The 17,952-nt window shown below is 65.1% G+C and carries 17 protein-coding genes and 1 pseudogene; 10 read left to right on the forward strand and 8 right to left on the reverse strand.

The features are described 5' to 3' along the window. Positions 1 to 309: 309 nt before the first annotated feature. From THIX_RS18210 to THIX_RS18220, 3 genes are read right to left on the reverse strand one after another with little or no spacing between them, the layout of a single operon-like run. Positions 310 to 789, reverse strand: coding sequence for a hypothetical protein (locus THIX_RS18210; protein WP_112487320.1), 480 nt, complete (start codon positions 787 to 789; stop codon positions 310 to 312). After that, positions 786 to 1,208, reverse strand: a complete 423-nt coding sequence (locus THIX_RS18215) for a DNA polymerase III subunit chi (protein ID WP_112487321.1) — start codon at positions 1,206 to 1,208, stop codon at positions 786 to 788. The genes THIX_RS18210 and THIX_RS18215 overlap by 4 nt, the downstream gene beginning before the upstream one ends. Before the next feature lie 4 nt (positions 1,209 to 1,212). Continuing rightward, entirely contained in the window at positions 1,213 to 2,691 is a 1,479-nt protein-coding gene (locus THIX_RS18220) for a leucyl aminopeptidase (RefSeq protein WP_112487322.1), read from the reverse strand. A 111-nt stretch (positions 2,692 to 2,802) separates the two neighbouring features. Here THIX_RS18220 and lptF point away from each other — a divergent pair, with 111 nt between their 5' ends. The 9 genes from lptF (at position 2,803) to THIX_RS18260 (ending at position 10,714) form a co-directional block, all read left to right on the forward strand. Next, positions 2,803 to 3,951, forward strand: coding sequence for an LPS export ABC transporter permease LptF (lptF, locus tag THIX_RS18225; protein WP_112487323.1), 1,149 nt, complete (start codon positions 2,803 to 2,805; stop codon positions 3,949 to 3,951). 29 nt (positions 3,952 to 3,980) lie between these two features. Continuing rightward, positions 3,981 to 5,084 (forward strand): LPS export ABC transporter permease LptG, encoded by a 1,104-nt coding sequence (gene lptG, locus THIX_RS18230; RefSeq protein ID WP_112487324.1) that lies wholly within the window; start codon positions 3,981 to 3,983, stop codon positions 5,082 to 5,084. A 48-nt stretch (positions 5,085 to 5,132) separates the two neighbouring features. Continuing rightward, on the forward strand, positions 5,133 to 6,077 hold the full coding sequence (locus tag THIX_RS18235) for a CysB family HTH-type transcriptional regulator (RefSeq protein ID WP_112487325.1): 945 nt from the start codon (positions 5,133 to 5,135) through the stop codon (positions 6,075 to 6,077). A 20-nt stretch (positions 6,078 to 6,097) separates the two neighbouring features. Next, positions 6,098 to 7,282: a pyridoxal phosphate-dependent aminotransferase gene (locus THIX_RS18240; RefSeq protein WP_112487326.1), complete on the forward strand. Its 1,185-nt coding sequence runs from the start codon at positions 6,098 to 6,100 to the stop codon at positions 7,280 to 7,282. A gap of 260 nt (positions 7,283 to 7,542) precedes the next feature. Next, positions 7,543 to 7,845 carry a hypothetical protein gene (locus THIX_RS18245; RefSeq protein WP_146748624.1) on the forward strand — a complete coding sequence of 101 codons (303 nt, stop codon included), beginning with the start codon at positions 7,543 to 7,545 and terminating at the stop codon, positions 7,843 to 7,845. 39 nt (positions 7,846 to 7,884) lie between these two features. Continuing rightward, positions 7,885 to 8,094: a hypothetical protein gene (locus tag THIX_RS23220; protein WP_146748625.1), complete on the forward strand. Its 210-nt coding sequence runs from the start codon at positions 7,885 to 7,887 to the stop codon at positions 8,092 to 8,094. Between the two features lie 35 nt (positions 8,095 to 8,129). After that, positions 8,130 to 8,870: an enoyl-CoA hydratase-related protein gene (locus THIX_RS18250; protein WP_158540948.1), complete on the forward strand. Its 741-nt coding sequence runs from the start codon at positions 8,130 to 8,132 to the stop codon at positions 8,868 to 8,870. 148 nt (positions 8,871 to 9,018) lie between these two features. Further along, a complete protein-coding gene (locus tag THIX_RS18255) occupies positions 9,019 to 9,711 on the forward strand; it encodes a glutathione S-transferase N-terminal domain-containing protein (RefSeq protein ID WP_112487329.1) in 693 nt (230 codons plus the stop codon). Positions 9,712 to 9,820: 109 nt separating this feature from the next. Next, a complete protein-coding gene (locus THIX_RS18260) occupies positions 9,821 to 10,714 on the forward strand; it encodes a fumarylacetoacetate hydrolase family protein (protein ID WP_112487330.1) in 894 nt (297 codons plus the stop codon). Between the two features lie 93 nt (positions 10,715 to 10,807). Here the strand turns inward: THIX_RS18260 and THIX_RS18265 are convergent, their stop codons facing one another. After that, complete coding sequence (locus tag THIX_RS18265; protein ID WP_112487331.1) at positions 10,808 to 12,457, reverse strand: APC family permease; 1,650 nt, start codon at positions 12,455 to 12,457, stop codon at positions 10,808 to 10,810. 285 nt (positions 12,458 to 12,742) lie between these two features. On the opposite strand from THIX_RS18265, the gene recQ reads away from it, so the two are divergent. Next, positions 12,743 to 14,593: a DNA helicase RecQ gene (recQ, locus tag THIX_RS18270; protein ID WP_112487332.1), complete on the forward strand. Its 1,851-nt coding sequence runs from the start codon at positions 12,743 to 12,745 to the stop codon at positions 14,591 to 14,593. Here recQ and THIX_RS18275 read toward each other — a convergent pair. From THIX_RS18275 to THIX_RS18290, 4 genes and pseudogenes are all read right to left on the reverse strand, one after another. After that, positions 14,565 to 15,554 carry a TerC family protein gene (locus THIX_RS18275; protein ID WP_112487333.1) on the reverse strand — a complete coding sequence of 330 codons (990 nt, stop codon included), beginning with the start codon at positions 15,552 to 15,554 and terminating at the stop codon, positions 14,565 to 14,567. The genes recQ and THIX_RS18275 overlap by 29 nt on opposite strands. Positions 15,555 to 15,634: 80 nt before the next feature. Continuing rightward, positions 15,635 to 15,964 carry a zf-TFIIB domain-containing protein gene (locus THIX_RS18280; protein WP_112488456.1) on the reverse strand — a complete coding sequence of 110 codons (330 nt, stop codon included), beginning with the start codon at positions 15,962 to 15,964 and terminating at the stop codon, positions 15,635 to 15,637. A gap of 73 nt (positions 15,965 to 16,037) precedes the next feature. Beyond that, positions 16,038 to 16,238: pseudogene (locus THIX_RS18285) on the reverse strand (nuclear transport factor 2 family protein); the annotation flags it as partial. A gap of 231 nt (positions 16,239 to 16,469) precedes the next feature. Continuing rightward, a complete protein-coding gene (locus THIX_RS18290) occupies positions 16,470 to 17,831 on the reverse strand; it encodes an IS1380-like element ISCARN34 family transposase (protein ID WP_086558171.1) in 1,362 nt (453 codons plus the stop codon). Positions 17,832 to 17,952: the final 121 nt, after the last annotated feature.

Consider the following 17,952-nt stretch of genomic DNA (forward strand, 5'->3'; position numbering starts at 1 on the left):
CATCGCCCCAATACTGGTGCCAGCCTGGGCATCTGCCACCCTCGTAGCGTTGGAACGCGGCATCCGGCGGTGTTTCGGGGCGTGCCTGCTGCAGGGGCCCGTGCGATGGTTGTTGCACCGCAAGGCGTCAAGCCGTGTTACACCATTTGCCGTTGAACACGAACTTTTTACGCCAGACGCCTGAAATTGGCCTGATCACCGACCTGGGTGAGCATGCTCCTCCAAGCGTCTATCCCCCATGGAAAACGTGCGGCCGCCCGAAATTTGTATTGGGATGCGGCGGCTGCACGAAGCGGCCTGGGGGCGCTCTCAGGTGCCCAATCCTTCGGCCAGAACTCGAGCCATGGTGTCCTGGGCGATGTCTTCGACCCAGGGACGCAACTCCAGGGCGAGTTCCCGCGCCAGCGAACTCAACCTGACATCGAGCAAGGCATGGATCTGGAGTTCCAACTCACGATTCAGGCGCTGGGCCAGATCAACCCGCAGCCACTCTTGCAGCCGGGGCAGGGCCGCGTCCAATTGCGCCTGAACAAGCTCGGCAGCGGCCTCTGCCGACAAAAGGCCTTGCAACTCGCCCAAGCCTGCATCTTGCGCGAAGAGCGCGGCCGCGGGAGCCGAAGCAGGGGCTGGCTGCCAGGAGGCCTCGCCTGAGATGGCGAGCGGTGCAATGGAAGGTGCCGTGGGAGCTGCAGGCGGCATGGACTGCTGCGGGGCTGGCCCCACATCATCAGGCCAACCGTCGATGACCTCGGTCAAAACAGGCAGCCGGTCGGCCGCGGTCGGCATCATGAGGTGATCTCCAGTGTGGTGGGTTCGCACCCAGCTTGGCGGTAGGCCCGAAACCGCTGGCGCCCAGCCTGTTTCGCCTCGGCTGAGATGCCGACGATCTCGATGACGCGCGGCAGTGCCTCCCAGCCGGTCATCGCGGCCGGGGCGAGATTGACCAGGCAATCGCGCCCGCCGAACGCTGTCAGGTCGAGCGCATCGGTCAGCACAATGGGAGTCCGTGTGGCGAGCGCATCGGTGTCGCGGCAATGCGGCAGGAAATCGAGCTGCGAAAACGTCCACAGACGCGCATCGAGGTCGGCCATGGATGCGGGTGCGACGCGAACCACCAGGGTCGCGCCCTTGGCCGCTGCGGTGCGCAATAGGCCGCAGGCATAAGCCAGCGGATCTGTTGCGCCAATGCGGAACTCGACAGCGCTCATGCCCTCACGCCTTCGGGGCGCTGCCGGCGCAATTCAACAGGTAGCTCACCAGCAAAGGCACGGGGCGCCCGGTCGCACCCTTGGCGGCGCCGCTTTTCCAGGCGGTGCCGGCAATGTCCAGGTGGGCCCAGCGATAGGCCTTGGTGAAGCGCTGCAAAAAACACGCGGCGGTGACGCTGCCTGCGGCCCGGCCGGCGATGTTGGCGACATCGGCGTAGTGGGTCTTGAGGCCTTCGGCGTAGTCGTCCGACAGCGGCATGCGCCAGCAACTGTCCTGCGCCTGCCGCCCGGCTTCCAGCAAGGCGTCGGCCAGGGCATCGTCCGGGCTGAACAAGCCGCTGTTGACATGGCCAAGCGCGATGACGCAGGCCCCGGTGAGGGTGGCGATGTCGACCACGCTGGCCGGCTTGAAACGCTCGGCGTAAGTCAGCGCATCGCACAGGATGAGCCGGCCTTCGGCGTCGGTATTGAGGATCTCGATCGTTTGGCCCGACATGCTGGTGACCACGTCCCCCGGCTTGATGGCACTCCCGCTGGGCATGTTCTCGGTCGCCGGAATCAGGCCCACCAGATTGATCCGGGGCTTGATGCGGGCGATGGCCTCGAACGCGCCCAGCACCGAGGCGGCACCCGACATGTCGTACTTCATCTCATCCATCTCGGCGGCGGGTTTGATCGAAATGCCACCCGTGTCGAAGGTCACGCCCTTGCCCACCAGCACATGCGGCGCATCTTTCTTGCCGGCGCCGTCATAACGCAGCACGATGAAGCGCGGCGCTTGCTCGGAGCCCTGCGCCACGGCCAGGAAAGAGCCCATGTTCAGGCGCTCGATCTCGCCGCGGCCGAGCACCTCGACCTTGATGCCGTGCCGCTTGCCAAGGTCCTGCGCCACTCTGCCCAGGTGCGTCGGCGTGCAGTGGTTGGCCGGCAGATTGGCCAGATTGCGCGTGAGATCGACCCCGGCCTGAATGTCTTCGGCGCGCGCGAGCTGCGCCTTGAGGACTGCAGCCTGGCGCGGGTGGCGCGACAGCACATGCACTGCGTCCACTTTGTAGGCCTTGTCGGCCTCGACCTTGCGCGTGGCGGTGTAGCGGTAAGCAGCTTCGCCAAAGGCACGGGGGGCAAACTCGGCCAGGAAGGACTCGCCATCGGCGGCGAGCAGATGCACTTGCCTGGCGGCCAGCGGCTTCAAGGCCGCGGCGGCGGCCTGCAAGGCCTTGAGCCAGCCGGCACTGGATGCCGGTGCGGCGCCCAGGCCCACCAGAATGAGGCGGCGCGCGGCCAGACTGGCGGGGCGGCTGCGGATATAGGTCGTGCCCAAGGCACCGGAAAAGTCGCCATCCTGGACGGCTTCGGCGGCGAACGGGTCCACAACATCAGCCTCGACGAGGCCACAGGACGTGCCGGGCTGGTGCAGAAAAACGATGAGCGCGTCCGTCTGCAGGCTGGACAATGATTTAAGGGGGGCTATGCTAAATTTCATGAGGGCTCCTGGCGATGTTTCATTATTCCATCGGACCCGCCCCCGCGCTCTGCCGCCCGCGCGATTTCCCGCAGCGCAACCCACGCTCCCAAGCCTGTCGCCGCCTCTGCAATGTTGTTGGACACCTCCTTGCGCCGTGAAATGGCCCGCAATTTTGGCGGCAGTTTCACCGTGCTGTTTTCGGTGGTGATCACCATCATGCTCATCCGCATTCTGGGGCAGGCCTCGGAAGGGCAAGCCAATCCGCAAGACCTTTTCCTGCTCATCGGCCTGGCCTCGCTCACTTATCTGCAATTCATTCTCGGCCTGGCCCTGTTCATCGCCGTACTGATGAGCTTCTCACGCATGCACCGCGACTCGGAAATCGTCATCTGGGCCGGAGCCGGTGTCACGCCGCTGCAGTACTTCCGCATCGTGCTGCGTTTTGCCGCACCCGTGGTGCTGGCCATTGCCGCGCTCACGCTCCTGGCCTGGCCCTGGGCCAATCAACAGAACGCGGCCCTGCGCGAGCGCTTCGAGCAGCGCTCGGACCTGTCGCGCGTCGCGCCTGGCCAGTTCCGGGAATCGTCCTCCGGGCAGCGGGTTTTTTTCATCGGCAAGGGTGCCCAGGCCAAGGGGTTGGCACGCGACATCTTCATCCGTGACCAGAGCAGCGGCCAAGACGTCATCACCCTGGCCCAGTCGGCCACGCTGCAAAACCTCGACGGCTCGCGCTACTTGATGCTCTCGAATGGCCACCGCTACAGCCACACGGCGGGCGAGGCCAACTACCAGGTCACGGGTTTTGCGCAAATGGGCATCCGGCTCTCGGCGCTCAGCACCCCCGCTCCAGCGGCTGGGTTGTCGGAAGCGGCGCGTCTGGCCAACACTCCGAGCCGTGAAATTTCCACGCCCATGCTCGCCATGTCCCATCTCCCCGCCTGGTTGGGCGAGTTGTCGTGGCGCCTCGGCGTACCGCTCTCGTCCATCCTGCTGGCGCTCATGGCGGTGCCGCTGGCCGCCACCAACCCGCGTGCCGGGCGTGCGCTACAGCTCATCGTCGCGGTGCTGATCTATCTTGCCTATATCAACTTTCTCAATGCCGCGCAGGGCTGGATCGACCAGCGCAAACTGAGCCTGGCCTCGGCGCTGCTGCTGATTCACGGCAGTGCGGCGGTGCTGCTGTTCGTGCTGGCATTGCGCAAGGGCTTGCTGCCCTGGCGGCGCAGCCGGGGCAGCAACCTGGTTGCCGGTGGCCTGCAAGGGCCGCTGGCCCACTGAGCGTCTGATCTCGCTCAAACCCTGAACCCATGCGCACGCTGCGTCGCTACCTGTTCCTGCAGATTGCTGCCGCCAGCGGCCTCGTGCTGCTGGTGTTTCTCGGCCTGCTGTTTATCCTGGACGCGATCAACGAACTCAGCAACAGCAACGCTTCCGCAACGTCCTTCGCGCATACCTTGCTGCTGGTGTCGCTGCAAATGCCGAGTCGTGCTTACCTGATCCTGCCGATCGCGGCCTTGACCGGAACGGTCTACGTGCTGGCCAGCCTTGCAGCCTCGAGCGAATTCACCGTCATGCGCATGTCGGGCTTGAGTCCCCTGCGCGCTTTGCAGCAGCTCTTGGGCATGGGGCTGCTGTTCTCGGTGTTGATTTTTTCCCTGGGAGAGTTCGCCGTGCCGTTGGCCGAGCGCGCGTCCGCAACCCTGCAAGCCAAGTCCGAAGGCGGGCAATTTGGCGGCACTTCGCTGAGTTCCGGTTTGTGGCTACGCAACCGCCAAAGCGGACAGGACGACCAGATGATCAATATCCGCAGCGTGTCCGCCAGCGGCGAGCTCCATGACGTGCACATCTACGTACTCGACGGTGCGACGCAACTGGTGCAAACCATCGACGCCGCCAGCGCGGTCTACCAGAACAGCGGCACCTGGCTGTTGCGTCAGGTGACCTCCATCCGTCTGCCAGGTCAGGCCGGGCAGACGATACAGATCAAGCAGCTGGCCGATCTGCCCTGGCAGACCTCGGTCTCTCCCAGCGTGCTGAATGTTCTGCTGTTGAGCCCGGACCATATGTCCGTGGTCGATTTGTGGCGCTACGTCAACCATCTCCGGGCCAATGGTCAGGCGGTGCAGCGCGACGAAATCGCGCTGTGGCGCAAGCTGCTCTATCCCTTCAGCGCGGTGGTGATGATGTTGCTGGCGCTGCCCTTCGCTTATCTTCATGCCCGCTCCGGGCAGATCAGTTGGAAGGTGTTCGGCGGCATCATGCTGGGCATCAGCTTCATCCTGATGAACACGCTCACATCGCGCCTGGGCCTGCTGGCCAGCTGGCCCACCTGGCTGGCCGCCGCCCTGCCCTACATGCTCTACGGCAGCGCGGCCTTGGGCTATTTCCTCTGGCGGGTTCAATACCGCTGAACCACGCCCGCACTGCTCCACAACCCGCGCGCCACAGGCCAAGCCGCCATGAATCTGCACCAGTTCCGCTTCCTGCAAGAGGCCGTACGCCGCAACTTCAACCTGAGCGAAACCGCGCGCGCGCTGTTCACCTCGCAGCCCGGCGTGTCCAAAGCCATCATCGAGCTGGAAGACGAGCTGGGGGTGGAAATCTTCAGCCGCCACGGCAAGCGCATTCGCAAGCTCACGGCGCCCGGCGAGGAGGTGCTGCGCAGCGTGGAGGTGATTTTGCGCGAGGTGAACAATCTCAAGCGCATCGGCCAGAACTACGCGGCGCAGGACAGCGGCCAGCTCACCATCGCCGCCACCCACACGCAGGCGCGTTATCGCCTGCCGCAGGTCATCGCTGAATTCCGTCGGCGTTTTCCACGCGTGCAGGTGCACCTGATCCAGGGCAATCCCGACCAGGTTGCGCACGCCGTGCTGGAGGAGCGTGCCGATCTCGGCGTGGCCACCGAGAGCCTGGCCGACCATCCCGAACTCATCACCCTGCCTTGCTACGAATGGCAGCATCTGGTGGTGACGCCGCTCAACCACCCGCTCAACGATGTGGCCGAGCTGTCGCTGGCCGAGCTGGCGCGTCATCCCCTCGTCACCTACGACCCGGCCTTCACCGGGCGCCGCCGCATCGACCAGGCTTTCGCCCAGCAGGGCCTGCAACCGCAGATCATGATGGAAGCCATCGACTCCGACGTGCTCAAGACCTATGTCGAACTGGAGCTCGGCGTCGGGCTGATCGCCGAGATGGCCATCAACCCCGAGCGCGACACCTTGCTGCGCTCCCGTCCCGTGGGGCATTTGTTCGGCCAGAATCTCACGCGCGTGGCCTTCAAGCGTGGCGTCTACCAGCGCGGTTTTGTCTATGTGCTGACCGAACTGCTGTCGCAGCGCTTGTCGCGCAAACTGGTCGAGCAGGTACTGCGCGGCCAGAGCGACGAGAATTTTTCCATTTGAACTTTTCACACCCGCCTGCCATGTCCGCCCTTCTCCAGCCCAGGCCCACGTTCGGTCGCAGCCCCGCTTTACGCAGCCGTCTGCCCAGCGTGGGCACCACCATCTTCACCGTGATGTCGGCACTGGCGCAGCAGCACGGTGCCATCAACCTCGGTCAAGGCTTCCCGGACTTCGACCCCGACCCGGCTTTGCTCGACGCCGTGAACGCGGCCATGCGCGCCGGCCACAACCAGTATCCGCCCATGGCCGGCATACCCCAGTTGCGCGAGGCGCTGGCGGCGAAAATGGCCGATTTGCACGGCGCAAGCTACGACCCCGGGGAGGAGATCACCATCACCGCCGGTGCCACGCAGGCGCTGCTCACGGCCATCCTGGCGGTGGTGCATCCGGGTGACGAGGTCATCGTGCTCACCCCGGCTTACGACAGCTATGCGCCTGCCATCGAACTGGCGGGCGGCAGCCCGCGTTTCGTGGCGCTGGATGCCGCGTACCGCCCCGACTTCGACGCCATTGCCGCCGCCATCACGCCGCGCACCCGGGCGCTGCTGGTGAATTCGCCGCACAACCCCAGCGGCCGCGTCTGGACCCCGGGCGACATGCATCGCCTACGCGACTTGCTGGCTCCAACCGACATCGTGTTGATTGCCGACGAGGTCTACGAGCACATGGTGTTCGATGGCCAGCGGCACCACAGCGTGGCCGCCGATCCGGTGCTGGCTGCGCGCAGCTTCGTGGTGTCGAGCTTCGGCAAGACCTACCACGTCACCGGCTGGAAGGTGGGCATGGTGGCGGCGCCGCGCGAGCTGATGCGCGAGTTCCGCAAGGTGCACCAGTTCAATGTGTTCACGGTCAACACGCCCATGCAGCATGCGCTGGCCCAGCACTTGCGCGCCCGGCCCGAAGCCCATCAGCAACTGCCCGCGTTCTACCAGGCCAAGCGCGACCGCTTTCGCCAGGGACTTGCCGCCACCAAATTGCGCCTGTTGCCTTGCGAAGGCACGTATTTCCAATGCGCCGACTATTCGGCACTGAGCGCTATGCCCGAGGCGGAATTTTGCGAATGGCTGACGCGTGACGTGGGCGTCGCCGCCATTCCGCTGTCGGCCTTCCACCCACAGCCGGTGGAGCGGCAGACCGTGCGGTTTTGTTTCGCCAAACGCGAGGCCACGCTCGACGCGGCGCTGGAGCGCCTGGCCAAGCTGTAGTGGCCTCGGTGTCGCTGCGGGGGTTGGGAACTGGCGGCTGATCCGCCTCAACGCCTGGCGTGTTGGAGGGGCCTGCAGCCTGCGCCGCATCGGCGCGCGCCGGGCTTGTCGGCGCCACATCCCTTGGCGGCACATCCGCTTGCGCCACCGCAGGGGTTTTCGGCACCGGCAGATCATCCAGGGTGAAGTCCAGCGGCGCAAGCTCTGGCGGGCCGGAAGCTTGATTGCGGCCAGTGTCTTGTCGTCCGCCGAGCTTGAGCGTGAGCACCACGAAAGGCTCGGCCGTGGGCATGGTGGGATCGCACCTGAATGCGCTCCAGACCCGAGCCCTCGTGCTGCACTCGGATCTGCAACTGATCGGCGCGCAGCGGGTCGGAGCCGGCGTCGGCCTGCACCTGCACGCACCGGGTGGCCAGTTGTTCGCCAGCGTCGAGTTGCACGGGGATGTCGACGCGCAGCTGTTGCCCGAGAATGGCGTGAACCACGGGCCGGCTCAGCAACAAGGCCTGCGCCAGAGACGGCGCGAGCAGCCAGCCAGCAGCGCCGGCTTCAGCCAGGAATGATGGGCATGTCCACGCAAAACATGGATCGGACGATGGTGCATGGACAACGACAAAGCGGATAGAAAGGTTGTCTGCGGCGCGGGTTTGGGCGCCGAACTGTGCAGGCTGACGCCGTATTTATCAGCCAATATCGCGTCAAGAAGGGCTGATTCGCAATGCGCCTGGGAATTTCGTGAACGATTTTGCAAAAATGCGTTTTTTTGCATCGAGTTTTGCACATGCAGCCTGATCGCGGCGCTTCAGCCTTGAAACTGCCGACCCAAACCTCTCGACACGCGCCGACCATGACCCTATTTCACGATGACACCGCGGCGACCGATGGCCGCATCTGCGTGCTCAATCTCCAGCTTGGCACAGCCAGCGCGGCGATGACGCCAGCGATGGCGCATGCCGGCATCGAGGCGCTGTCCACCACCCTGCGCGACCCGGACATCCACGTCATCGTGCTGACCGGAAGCACTCAGCAGTTCTGCCTGGGTGTGCAAGAGCCAACGCACGAGGTGCGGGCGGCGCAGGACGAACCCGCCTTCATCGACGCGCTGCACGACTGGCTGCTGGCCCTGCGTGACAGCGACAAACCCATCGTCGCGGCCGTGGAAGGCCAGGCCAGCGGCGCCGGCCTGGCGCTGGCGTTGGCTTGCGATCTGATCGTCGCCGCCCGCACCGCCCAATTCCTGCTGCCGATGGCGGGCGAAATCGCCGGCAGGCATGCGGGGGCGTTGTGGCTGGCGGCGCAGCGCCTGCCCCGCGCCGCGCTGGCCGAGTTGTGCCTGCTGGATGGCGGCTTGTCGGCCGAGCGCGCTCACGCCCTTGGCTTGGCTTGCCGCCTCACGGAGCCTGGCATGGCGCTGCACATGGCCTTGCAACTCGCCCGGCCGCTGGCCCAGCACGCGCTCATGGAACTGGGTGGCGTCGAGCAGCACATGGCGCTTGTTGAAAGCCGGCCCTTGCACGAAGTCCTGGCTGACGAACGCGGGCGCTGGTTACGCCGCCGCGCCCTGGCGCCAACACCCGGGCGCCCATAGCTCCCGGCAGGCGCGACGCGCGGGCCTGCATGGCGTCAAACAGCGTGGCACTTGAGCCGCCCTGCAAGATTCGCGATGCGGCGCAACAATAAGGCCATCAGCGGCCGATGGGGCTGCTGCCCGCGGACACACCAACCCACGGCCCGCCATGATCGACCTCTATTCCTGGCCCACCCCCAACGGCCACAAAGTGCACATCCTGCTGGAGGAACTCGGCCTTTCCTACCGCGTCCACGGTGTCAACATCGGCACCGGCGAGCAGTTCAAACCCGAGTTCCTGCGCATCAGCCCCAACAACAAGATTCCGGCCCTGGTCGACCCTGACGGACCCGGCGGCGAATCCATCACCTTGTTCGAATCGGGCGCGATGCTCATCTACCTCGCTGAAAAAACCGGGCGCTTCCTGCCTGCATCCGGCGCCGCGCGCTACACCACCTTGCAGTGGCTGATGTGGCAGATGGGCGGGCTCGGCCCCATGCTGGGCCAGGCGCATCATTTCCGCATTTACGCCCCGGAGAAAATCGACTACGCCGTCGGCCGCTACACCAATGAGGCGAAGCGCTTGTACGGCGTGATGGACGCGCGCCTGGCCAACTGCGCCTATCTGGCGGGCGACGACTACACCATCGCCGACATGGCCGCGTTTCCCTGGTGCCGCAGCGCCAATAACCAGGGCGTTGACTGGGCCGACTACCCGCATGCCGAGCGCTGGTTCGACGCCATTGCCGCCCGGCCTGCGGTGCAGCGAGGCGTGGCCGTGTTGGCCGAGCAGCGCAAGCCACTGCTCGACGATCAGGCGCGCCAGAACCTGTTCGGCGCGGCACAATACCAACAGCGCTGAACCCGCGCGAATCGAACGGCGGCGACCCCGGCGCCGGATCGCGCCGTGCATGCCCCGCAGCGCACGCAGCCGCGTGCAAACCCCAATTTGCCCTTGATCTGGAACCCTCATGAAACTCGTGCGATATGGCCCTTCGGGACGTGAACAACCCGGCCTCATCGACGCCCAAGGCCGTCTGCGCAGCCTGCGCGGGGTGGTGAACGACATCGGCCCCGAGGTCTACGGCGCGAAGGGCCAGCGCGCCCTGCGCAAACTCGATGTCGATGCCTTGCCGCGCGTGGCGGGCCAGCCCCGGCTGGGGGTGCCGTTTGTGGGCATCGGCAAGTTCATCGCCATCGGTCTGAACTACCGCGACCATGCGGCGGAAGCCAAGCAGGCCATTCCGACCGAGCCCATCGTGTTCAACAAATGGACCACCTGCATCACCGGGCCGTTCGATGCCATCGAACATCCGCCGCATTCCACGCGCATGGACTGGGAGGTCGAACTCGGCGTGGTCATCGGCCGCGAGGCCCGCTATGTCGGCGTGGCCGAGGCGCTGGGTTTCGTCGCCGGCTATTGCACCGTGCACGATGTCTCGGAGCGTCAGTTCCAGTTCGAGCGCGGCAGCCAGTGGGACAAGTCCAAGGGGCTGGACAGCTTCGGCCCGGTCGGCCCCTGGCTCGTCACCGCCGACGAAGTGCCCGAGCCGCAAGCCCTGGCGCTGCACCTGGACGTCAACGGCGAGCGCATGCAGAGCGGCCATACGCGCGACATGATTTTTTCCGTCGCCCAGATCGTCAGCTACCTCAGTCACTTCATGACCCTGCGCCCCGGCGACCTCATCGCCACCGGCACCCCACCCGGCGTGGGCATGGGCAAACAGCCACCGCGCTATTTGCGGCCCGGCGATGTGGTCGCGCTCGAAGTGCAGGGACTGGGCGCGCAGCGGCAGGTGGTGGTGGCGTCGAAGCACAAGGTTGCCGCCGACGCGGAGAAACTGGTCCCAAGCGCCCGCGCTTGAAACCCAAGCCACATGCAAAAAGCCCGGATGCGCATGCATCCGGGCCAGTTCAGGGTGATATGCAATCCGTTGCGTCGGATGCGTTTTGTGGAATCAATCCGGCACGTCGCTGCCCGTCAATTCAGGCTCGCCGACGAGCAGTGCGGCGCGCGCCTCCTCCGGCTCGGGCAGGCCGCTGATCACGGCCACGCCGATGATGATGAAGCTCAGGATCACCACCAGGCCCATGCCTTCATTGAAGGTGAAGGTGCCATTGCCGCCAATGGGATTTGCCGGCCCCGTATAGGTGATGGCCCACATGCCGAGAAAATACGGGAACAGCCACCACGCGCTTTTCCAGTGCAACTGGCCGGCACGGCCCGCGACCGCCTGGGCGATGACATAGAGCACGAAGATCACCGCCAGGGCGCCGAACAGGAAGTTGTCGGTGCCCGCGCCGGACCAGAAGATGATGAAGTTGGCGGCAATGAAGGCCAGCGGCGCCCACAGCCAGGCACCCTTGAGGGTGAAGGGACGCGGATGCGTGCCTAGCGGCAGGGTGCGGCGCAGCGTCAGCAGGCAAACCGGACCCACGCCATAGGCCAGCACCGCGGCCGATGAAATGAAGGTGACGATTTTTTGCCAGGAGGGGAACGGCAGGAAGAACAACAGGCCGACGATCCAGGTGATCCACAAACCCACCGATGGCGCACCTTTGGAATTGAGCTTGGCGAACCAGGGCAGCGACAGGCCGTCCTTGCCGGTGGCGTAGACCACGCGCGCCGTGGTGCCGCCGTAAACCAGGCCGGTGCCTGCAGGGGACACCACCGCGTCGATATACAGCAGCGCCGCCAGCCAGCTCAAGCCGAGAATGGTGGCCAGACCCGCGAAGGGGCCGGAAGCGCCGGTGAAGGTCACCTTGGCCCAGCCGTTGGCAATGTCGGCGGGGTTCAGGGCGCCGATGAAAGCCACTTCCAGCAGAACAAAAATGATCCCGGCGATGAGCACCGAGCCGACGATGGCGATGGGCACGTCGCGCTGTGGGTTTTTCGCCTCGCCCGACAGCTCGATGGCCTGGCGAAAGCCGAGGTAGCTGAAGACGATGCCGGAGGTGGCGATGGTCGAGATCGTGCCCTGCACGCCCATGGGCGCAAAGCCCTGCGAGGTGAAGTTGCCGCTGTGGAACGACGACACCATCAGCATGATGATGGCGAGAATGGGGACGATCAGCTTCCAGATCATCATGGTGTTGCCCACCCGCAGCAGCATGCGCACACCCATGGCGTTGATCAGCACGAACACGCCCAGCAGCACGACGCTGGCGGCCATGCCCTCGGGGGTGAGCAACTGGGTCTTGGCGTTGACGAAACCGGGCAGGTAGTTGTTGGCGTAAGTCACCACCGCCAGCACCTCGGCCGGCGCCACGGTCACGTAGCCGAGAAACACCACCCAACTCATCACCGCCGCCGTGAGGCTGCCGTGACTGAGCTTGGGGAAGGTGATGACCGCACCCATGCCCGGAAAGGCGCTGGTGAGTTCGGCGTTGACGAAGGCGAGCAACAAAATGGCAACGCCACCGATGGCCCAGGACAAGATGCTCGATGGCCCCGCCTGCTGTGCGGCCGTCATCGGCGCGAACAACCAGCCCGAGCCGATGATGGCGGTCAGACTGGCGAACAGCAGGCTCCAGATGCCCGCCTCCTTGTGAATCTTGCTGCGTTGGGTCTTGGGCGGGGTTGCCGCGCCGAGTGGAACACTGGCCATGGTGATCTCCGTTTGAGTACGCCCCCAAGGGCGTGGCTTTCCGACGCCCCACCCCCGAGGGGGCCAAGAAATCAGGGGAACGGCCCCGCGTTTTCTTGAGGGGATGGCTCGCAGTCGTCGCGAACTTCATTGGTGTCTGACATTTGTATTCCAATTGGCCGCTTTTGCCCGTGAGCAAACGTAAGACGCGAAGCGAGATACAACATGCGCCGCTCCGTTGCGCGCATTCAGCGCACAAACCCCGCACCGGCCGAGACGAAGCCTGGGCCTTGCTAGGCTTGCGGCATGAACGCACGCCACGACTCGCCGTCCAGCCCCGGATCCTTGCTGCAGCACATCTGGGGCTACCCGGCGTTTCGCGGCCGGCAGCGCGAGGTCATCGACCATGTGCTCGGCGGCCACGATGCACTGGTGCTCATGCCCACGGGCGGCGGCAAGTCGCTGTGCTTCCAGATTCCGGCGCTGCTGCGCGAGGGCTTGGGCGTCGTCGTCTCGCCGCTGATCGCGCTGATGCAGGACCAGGTCGCCGCGCTGCGCGAACTGGGCATTCGTGCCGCCTTCCTCAACTCCACGCTCGACGCGCAAACCGCGCGCGAGGTGCAGCAGCAGGCACGGCGCGGCGAGCTGGACTTGCTCTACATGGCGCCGGAGCGGCTGCTGAGCGAATCCGGCTTGTCACTGCTCGATGGCTGCCGCATCGCCCTGTTCGCCATCGACGAGGCCCATTGTGTGTCGCAATGGGGCCATGATTTCCGCCCCGAATACGGCCAGCTGGCGATGCTGCGCGAGCGCTGGCCGCAGGTGCCGCGCGTGGCGCTCACGGCCACCGCCGACGTGCCCACGCGGCATGAAATCGTGCAGCGCCTGCTGCGCGACGGCACCGAGTTCGTCTCCAGCTTCGACCGCCCCAACATCCGCTACCGCGTGGTGGAAAAACGCGACGGCCGCGCGCAACTGCTGCAGTTCATCCGCGGCGAACACGTGGGCGACTGCGGCGTGGTGTACTGCCTGTCGCGCAACACGGTGGAAGAGGTGGCGCAGATGCTCGCGGGCCACGGCATTGCCGCCCTGCCCTATCACGCCGGCCTGCCGGCGGCGCAGCGCGCGGCCCACCTGCGCCGCTTTCTGGACGAGGACGGCGTGGTGATGGTGGCCACCATCGCCTTCGGCATGGGCATCGACAAGCCCGACGTGCGCTTCGTCGCGCATCTGGACATGCCCAGGTCCATCGAAGGCTATTTCCAGGAGACCGGCCGCGCCGGGCGCGACGGCCTGCCGGCGCAGGCGTGGATGGCCTATGGTCTTTCCGACGTGGTGCAGCAGCGCCGCCTGATCGAACTCTCCGAAGCCGACGACGCCTACAAGCGCCTGTCCACCAGCAAACTCGACGCCATGCTCGCCCTGGCCGAAGCCGCCGACTGCCGCCGCGTGCGCCTGCTGGCGTATTTCGACGAGACCAGCACGTCCTGCGGCAACTGCGACAACTGCCTCAACCCGCCCGAGCTGGTCGACGCCACCGAATCCGCACAGAAGCTGCTGTCGTGCATCTACCGCTGCCGCCAGACCAGCGGCACCAGCTTCGCCGCCACGCACATCATCGACGTGCTGCGCGGCAAGCGCAGCGAGAAGGTGGAGCGTTTCAGCCACCAGGTCCTGTCCACCTTCGGCATCGGCGCGGATCTGAGCGAGCAGGACTGGCGCCAGTTGCTGCGCCAGCTCGCCGCCCAGCATCTTCTGGAGGTGGACGCCGCGCATTTCAACGTGCTCCGCCTGACCGACGCCAGCCGCGAGGTGCTGCGCGGCGCGCGGCGCATCCACCTCAAACGTCAGGAGCCCGGAGCCGAGCGCAAGCGCCGGCCCGCCCCGGCCACGGGCACGGGCACGGTGGGGCAGGCCCTTTCCGCCGAAGACTTCGCCCTGTTCGAGGCCCTGCGCGCCTGGCGCAGCGGCGTGGCCAAGGAACATGGCGTTCCCGCCTACGTCGTGTTTCCCGACACCGCGCTGCAGGCCATCGCCCTGGCGCGCCCGCGCAGCCTGGAACAACTGCGTGGCATCTCGGGAGTGGGCGACAAGAAGCGCGACAGCTACGGCGCGGCGCTACTCGCACTCATCGCGCAGGCGTCTGCGCACTCTTGACCGGCCCGCCGCTGCGCGTTTTCCAAAGCGAAAACAGCGCGCCCGCAGCGAGCAAACCGAATGTCACCGCCAGGCTCAGCGCCGAAGGCACCTTGCCCCACAACTCACCGGCGACGATCTTGCCGCCGATGAAAACCAGCACCAACGCCAGCGCGTATTTAAGGTAAGCAAAGCGGTGCAGGATGGCGGCTAGCGCGAAATACAGCGCGCGCAGGCCAAGGATGGCAAAGATATTGCTCGTATAGACCACGAACGGGTCGGTGGTGACGGCGAACACCGCCGGCACGCTGTCCACCGCGAACACCAGATCGGCCAGTTCCACCGTCACCAGCGCGAGCAAAAGCGGTGTGGCGTGCGGCTTGAGCCGTCCCGCCGCATCGGGCAGCCGCACCCAGAATCGCTCGCCGTGCAGCGTCGGAGCGATCGGCAGCCAGCGCCGCATCAGCGCCAACAGGGGGTTGCGCATGGGGTCAGGGACGTGATCGGCCACCCAGAGCATGCGCAGCCCGGTGTAGACCAGGAAGGCGGCAAACAGGTAGAGCACCCAGTGGAACTGCGTCACCAACGCCGCGCCCGCGCCAATGAGAATGGCGCGCAACACGAGCACACCCAGAATGCCCCAGAGCAACACCCGGTGCTGCAAGCCGCGAGGAATGGCGAAGGCGGCGAACACCAGCGAGATGACGAACACGTTGTCGAGCGACAGACTCTTTTCCACCGCGTAGGCGGTGAAGTAATCCATCCCGGCCTGCGCGCCTTCGAGCCACCACAGCCAGGCGCCGAACGCCACGGCCACGGCGATGTAGCCGGCAGACAGCCACAGGCTCTCGCTCACGCTGATGTCGCCGCCGTCGCGGTGCAACACACCCAGGTCGAAAGCCAGCAGGCTGATGACAATGCCGCCGAAGGCCAGCCACAGCCAGACGGCATGGCCGAGAAAGGAGGTGGTGAGCAGGTCCATGAAAGTTGTCGCCAAGGCCGGAAATCGATGAAAAAACGGAGGCTCACGCCCCCGCAAATGACCGCAGGAAGGAGCGCGGGTCAATCAAAATCGAACGACTCTGACCACATGGATTTGCGCTTGCGTCCCGGGTCAACATAGCGTGCATCATGCCCGTGATGACCGAAATCGCTGTCCGCGAAATCGGGCTGGCGCGGTTGACCGGTACGATCGGGACCAAGCGGTGCCGAGGTCTGCGCAGCAGCCATCCGCTGCGGCAAAGGACCTTGTTCGATCGCAGCACGCTCGAGGATTTTTTCGAGTTCCCCGCGATCGAGCCACACGCCACGGCATTTCGGACAATAGTCGATCCCGATGCCATGGCGCTCGGCCATCACCAGCCGGGTTTCAAAGCAATGCCGGCATTGCATGACCGGCTCCTTCATCCCATGCGGTTGCATGTTTTGGCGCTTGACCATCAAGACGGCGAAAGCGCCGCGTCCATTATTCCGGCATGACCGATGAATGGTGATGATCGATCAGCCATCTATCGCCCACCTTCTCGTAGATGAACGTATAGCGACCGGCCACCGACTTTCCATCGTTGAACTTAAAAGTGTAGGTACCAACGTCCTGGGCGATATTGCAGCCGATCTTGATCGTTCGCGTGTCGATCCTGCCCTCCGGGCGCTTCTCTAAGAACCTGAATCCGTGACTTCCGATAATCCATCGACTTGAAAGCTGATTGTGACGGCCCGATTTTCCCGATTTCCCGCAGGTTCACGGTTCGAGCGCCGTGTCGAAGGGGGCTGTGGGGCTGTGCGCGAACGATCGGCCCCCTTGATCGGTCATTTCGGGTGGGTTGCGCGCAGCCGTTCCCCCGCCGAGCCCTTGTGGCCAGCGTCTTGGGGTGCTGGGAAAGCTTGGACTGCGTCTTCAGCCGCTGGCGGCGAACTGCGCATGCAGATCGCAAAAGGCACGGGCTGCCTTGTCGTTGGCGCCCAGTCCCAACCACAGCCGCCCGCCATGGTTGATCACGCGTGCTGCGCGGATGACAAGTTCCTGGATCACAGTCTTCAGACGCCGTCGCCTGGCCGCATGGCGCACCGGTGCATGCGGCCCCAGCAGCCCTTGCTGCCCCATGAGGCGCAGCACGTTCATCGTCAGGGCCGCAAGCTGGCAGACAAGATCGTTCGTGTCGAACTTCCCCGAGGGCAGTCGCTCCAGATCCATGTCGGTTTTGAATTCCGCATGGAACTGCTCGTGCGTAGCGTGCCCGGCGTACAGGTCGATGATCGCCTCGGCGCTGATGGCCTTGGGCAAGCTTGTCGTCCAGCCCTCCAAGATGATCTCGGGGACCAAAAACTGCTGGCCACGGGCATCGACGGTGCGCTCCGTGATGCGCACAATGCGGCGCAGGCGATGGGCGATGCCTTCGACCTGCACGGCCACCTCCCAAACCGCCACGCGCTTGCCTGCGCGCGGATGCTGCCACAACAAACCCCCTTCCAGTTCCTGCCGTCGCAAGACCTCCAGAGGATCGGTCTTGCGGGGATTCCACTTGATCAGAACATCGACCCGGGGCAGTCCTGGCCTGTTGCAGCGCTGCATGTCGGCCATCAAGGCGGCCGAGCAAAACCCCGCATCCATGCGCACGAGAATCGGCGCCTTGGGGCCTGCGGTCGACAGGCGCTGCGCCATGGGCACGGCCGTCTCGAGGTTGTAGGTCGTCTCCGAAGCCGAGTGCTGCGCGCCCGGACGTAGGGCGAACTCCAGGCAAAACCCATGCGTGCCCAGGTAGGCCGCCAGCGGGCAGTAGCCATCGACCCCCGCGTAGGTGCGGCTCACCCCATCCTTGGCTGTGCCCGAGTTGTCCATCGCGAAGGTGTCGATGTCCAGCGGCACATGACCGCAAGGCAAAAGACCATAGTCCGGTTGGCTCTTGCGCAGCAGCGCTTCAATCGCCTGGGAGGTGAAGTCAAACCACAGGGCGGCCTGCGCATCCAGGCGCTGGCGCAGGGTGGGCGAGGACGGCACACCCACCAGACCCAGCGCCTCCTGGAAGAAACGATCGCCTCGAAAGCCTTCGATGGCATCGAAGTCGCTCTTGCTCTGCGCGAGCAAGCCAACATAGCTGCGCATCAGTGTGCTGGGCGGCAGTCCGCCGCGGCAAGGCCACTGGGCATCCAGGCGTTTGAACAGAGGATCGAGGCGCTTGAGGTGATGACCGACAAGGGCCAGACCGGCCACCGGCGTCAGGTCATAGTCGAGTTGCTTGACGCGAAATCCAAACCCCATGCCATACCCCGGAACGTTCACCCGCTGGGTGAGAAGACAAAGGGGTCATTTTATCGAATAAACCATTATGCATCAACAACTTATGAAAATTCCGCATGCCCGAGCTCACGGATTCAGGTAA

The sequence above is a fragment of the Thiomonas sp. X19 genome, from assembly GCF_900089495.1.
Classification (GTDB): domain Bacteria; phylum Pseudomonadota; class Gammaproteobacteria; order Burkholderiales; family Burkholderiaceae_C; genus Thiomonas_A.

What these genes read in the sequence shown, in the direction of transcription:
- THIX_RS18290 (WP_086558171.1), bottom strand. Translation starts at nt 17,831, where the DNA reads ATGGGGTTTGGATTTCGCGTCAAGCAACTCGACTATGACCTGACGCCG.
- THIX_RS18210 (WP_112487320.1), bottom strand. Translation starts at nt 789, where the DNA reads ATGATGCCGACCGCGGCCGACCGGCTGCCTGTTTTGACCGAGGTCATC.
- THIX_RS18255 (WP_112487329.1), top strand. Translation starts at nt 9,019, where the DNA reads ATGATCGACCTCTATTCCTGGCCCACCCCCAACGGCCACAAAGTGCAC.
- THIX_RS18265 (WP_112487331.1), bottom strand. Translation starts at nt 12,457, where the DNA reads ATGGCCAGTGTTCCACTCGGCGCGGCAACCCCGCCCAAGACCCAACGC.
- THIX_RS18280 (WP_112488456.1), bottom strand. Translation starts at nt 15,964, where the DNA reads ATGCAATGCCGGCATTGCTTTGAAACCCGGCTGGTGATGGCCGAGCGC.
- THIX_RS18240 (WP_112487326.1), top strand. Translation starts at nt 6,098, where the DNA reads ATGTCCGCCCTTCTCCAGCCCAGGCCCACGTTCGGTCGCAGCCCCGCT.
- THIX_RS18260 (WP_112487330.1), top strand. Translation starts at nt 9,821, where the DNA reads ATGAAACTCGTGCGATATGGCCCTTCGGGACGTGAACAACCCGGCCTC.
- THIX_RS18220 (WP_112487322.1), bottom strand. Translation starts at nt 2,691, where the DNA reads ATGAAATTTAGCATAGCCCCCCTTAAATCATTGTCCAGCCTGCAGACG.
- THIX_RS18235 (WP_112487325.1), top strand. Translation starts at nt 5,133, where the DNA reads ATGAATCTGCACCAGTTCCGCTTCCTGCAAGAGGCCGTACGCCGCAAC.
- THIX_RS18275 (WP_112487333.1), bottom strand. Translation starts at nt 15,554, where the DNA reads ATGGACCTGCTCACCACCTCCTTTCTCGGCCATGCCGTCTGGCTGTGG.
- lptF (WP_112487323.1), top strand. Translation starts at nt 2,803, where the DNA reads ATGTTGTTGGACACCTCCTTGCGCCGTGAAATGGCCCGCAATTTTGGC.
- THIX_RS18250 (WP_158540948.1), top strand. Translation starts at nt 8,130, where the DNA reads ATGACCCTATTTCACGATGACACCGCGGCGACCGATGGCCGCATCTGC.
- lptG (WP_112487324.1), top strand. Translation starts at nt 3,981, where the DNA reads ATGCGCACGCTGCGTCGCTACCTGTTCCTGCAGATTGCTGCCGCCAGC.
- THIX_RS18215 (WP_112487321.1), bottom strand. Translation starts at nt 1,208, where the DNA reads ATGAGCGCTGTCGAGTTCCGCATTGGCGCAACAGATCCGCTGGCTTAT.
- recQ (WP_112487332.1), top strand. Translation starts at nt 12,743, where the DNA reads ATGAACGCACGCCACGACTCGCCGTCCAGCCCCGGATCCTTGCTGCAG.
- THIX_RS23220 (WP_146748625.1), top strand. Translation starts at nt 7,885, where the DNA reads ATGGACAACGACAAAGCGGATAGAAAGGTTGTCTGCGGCGCGGGTTTG.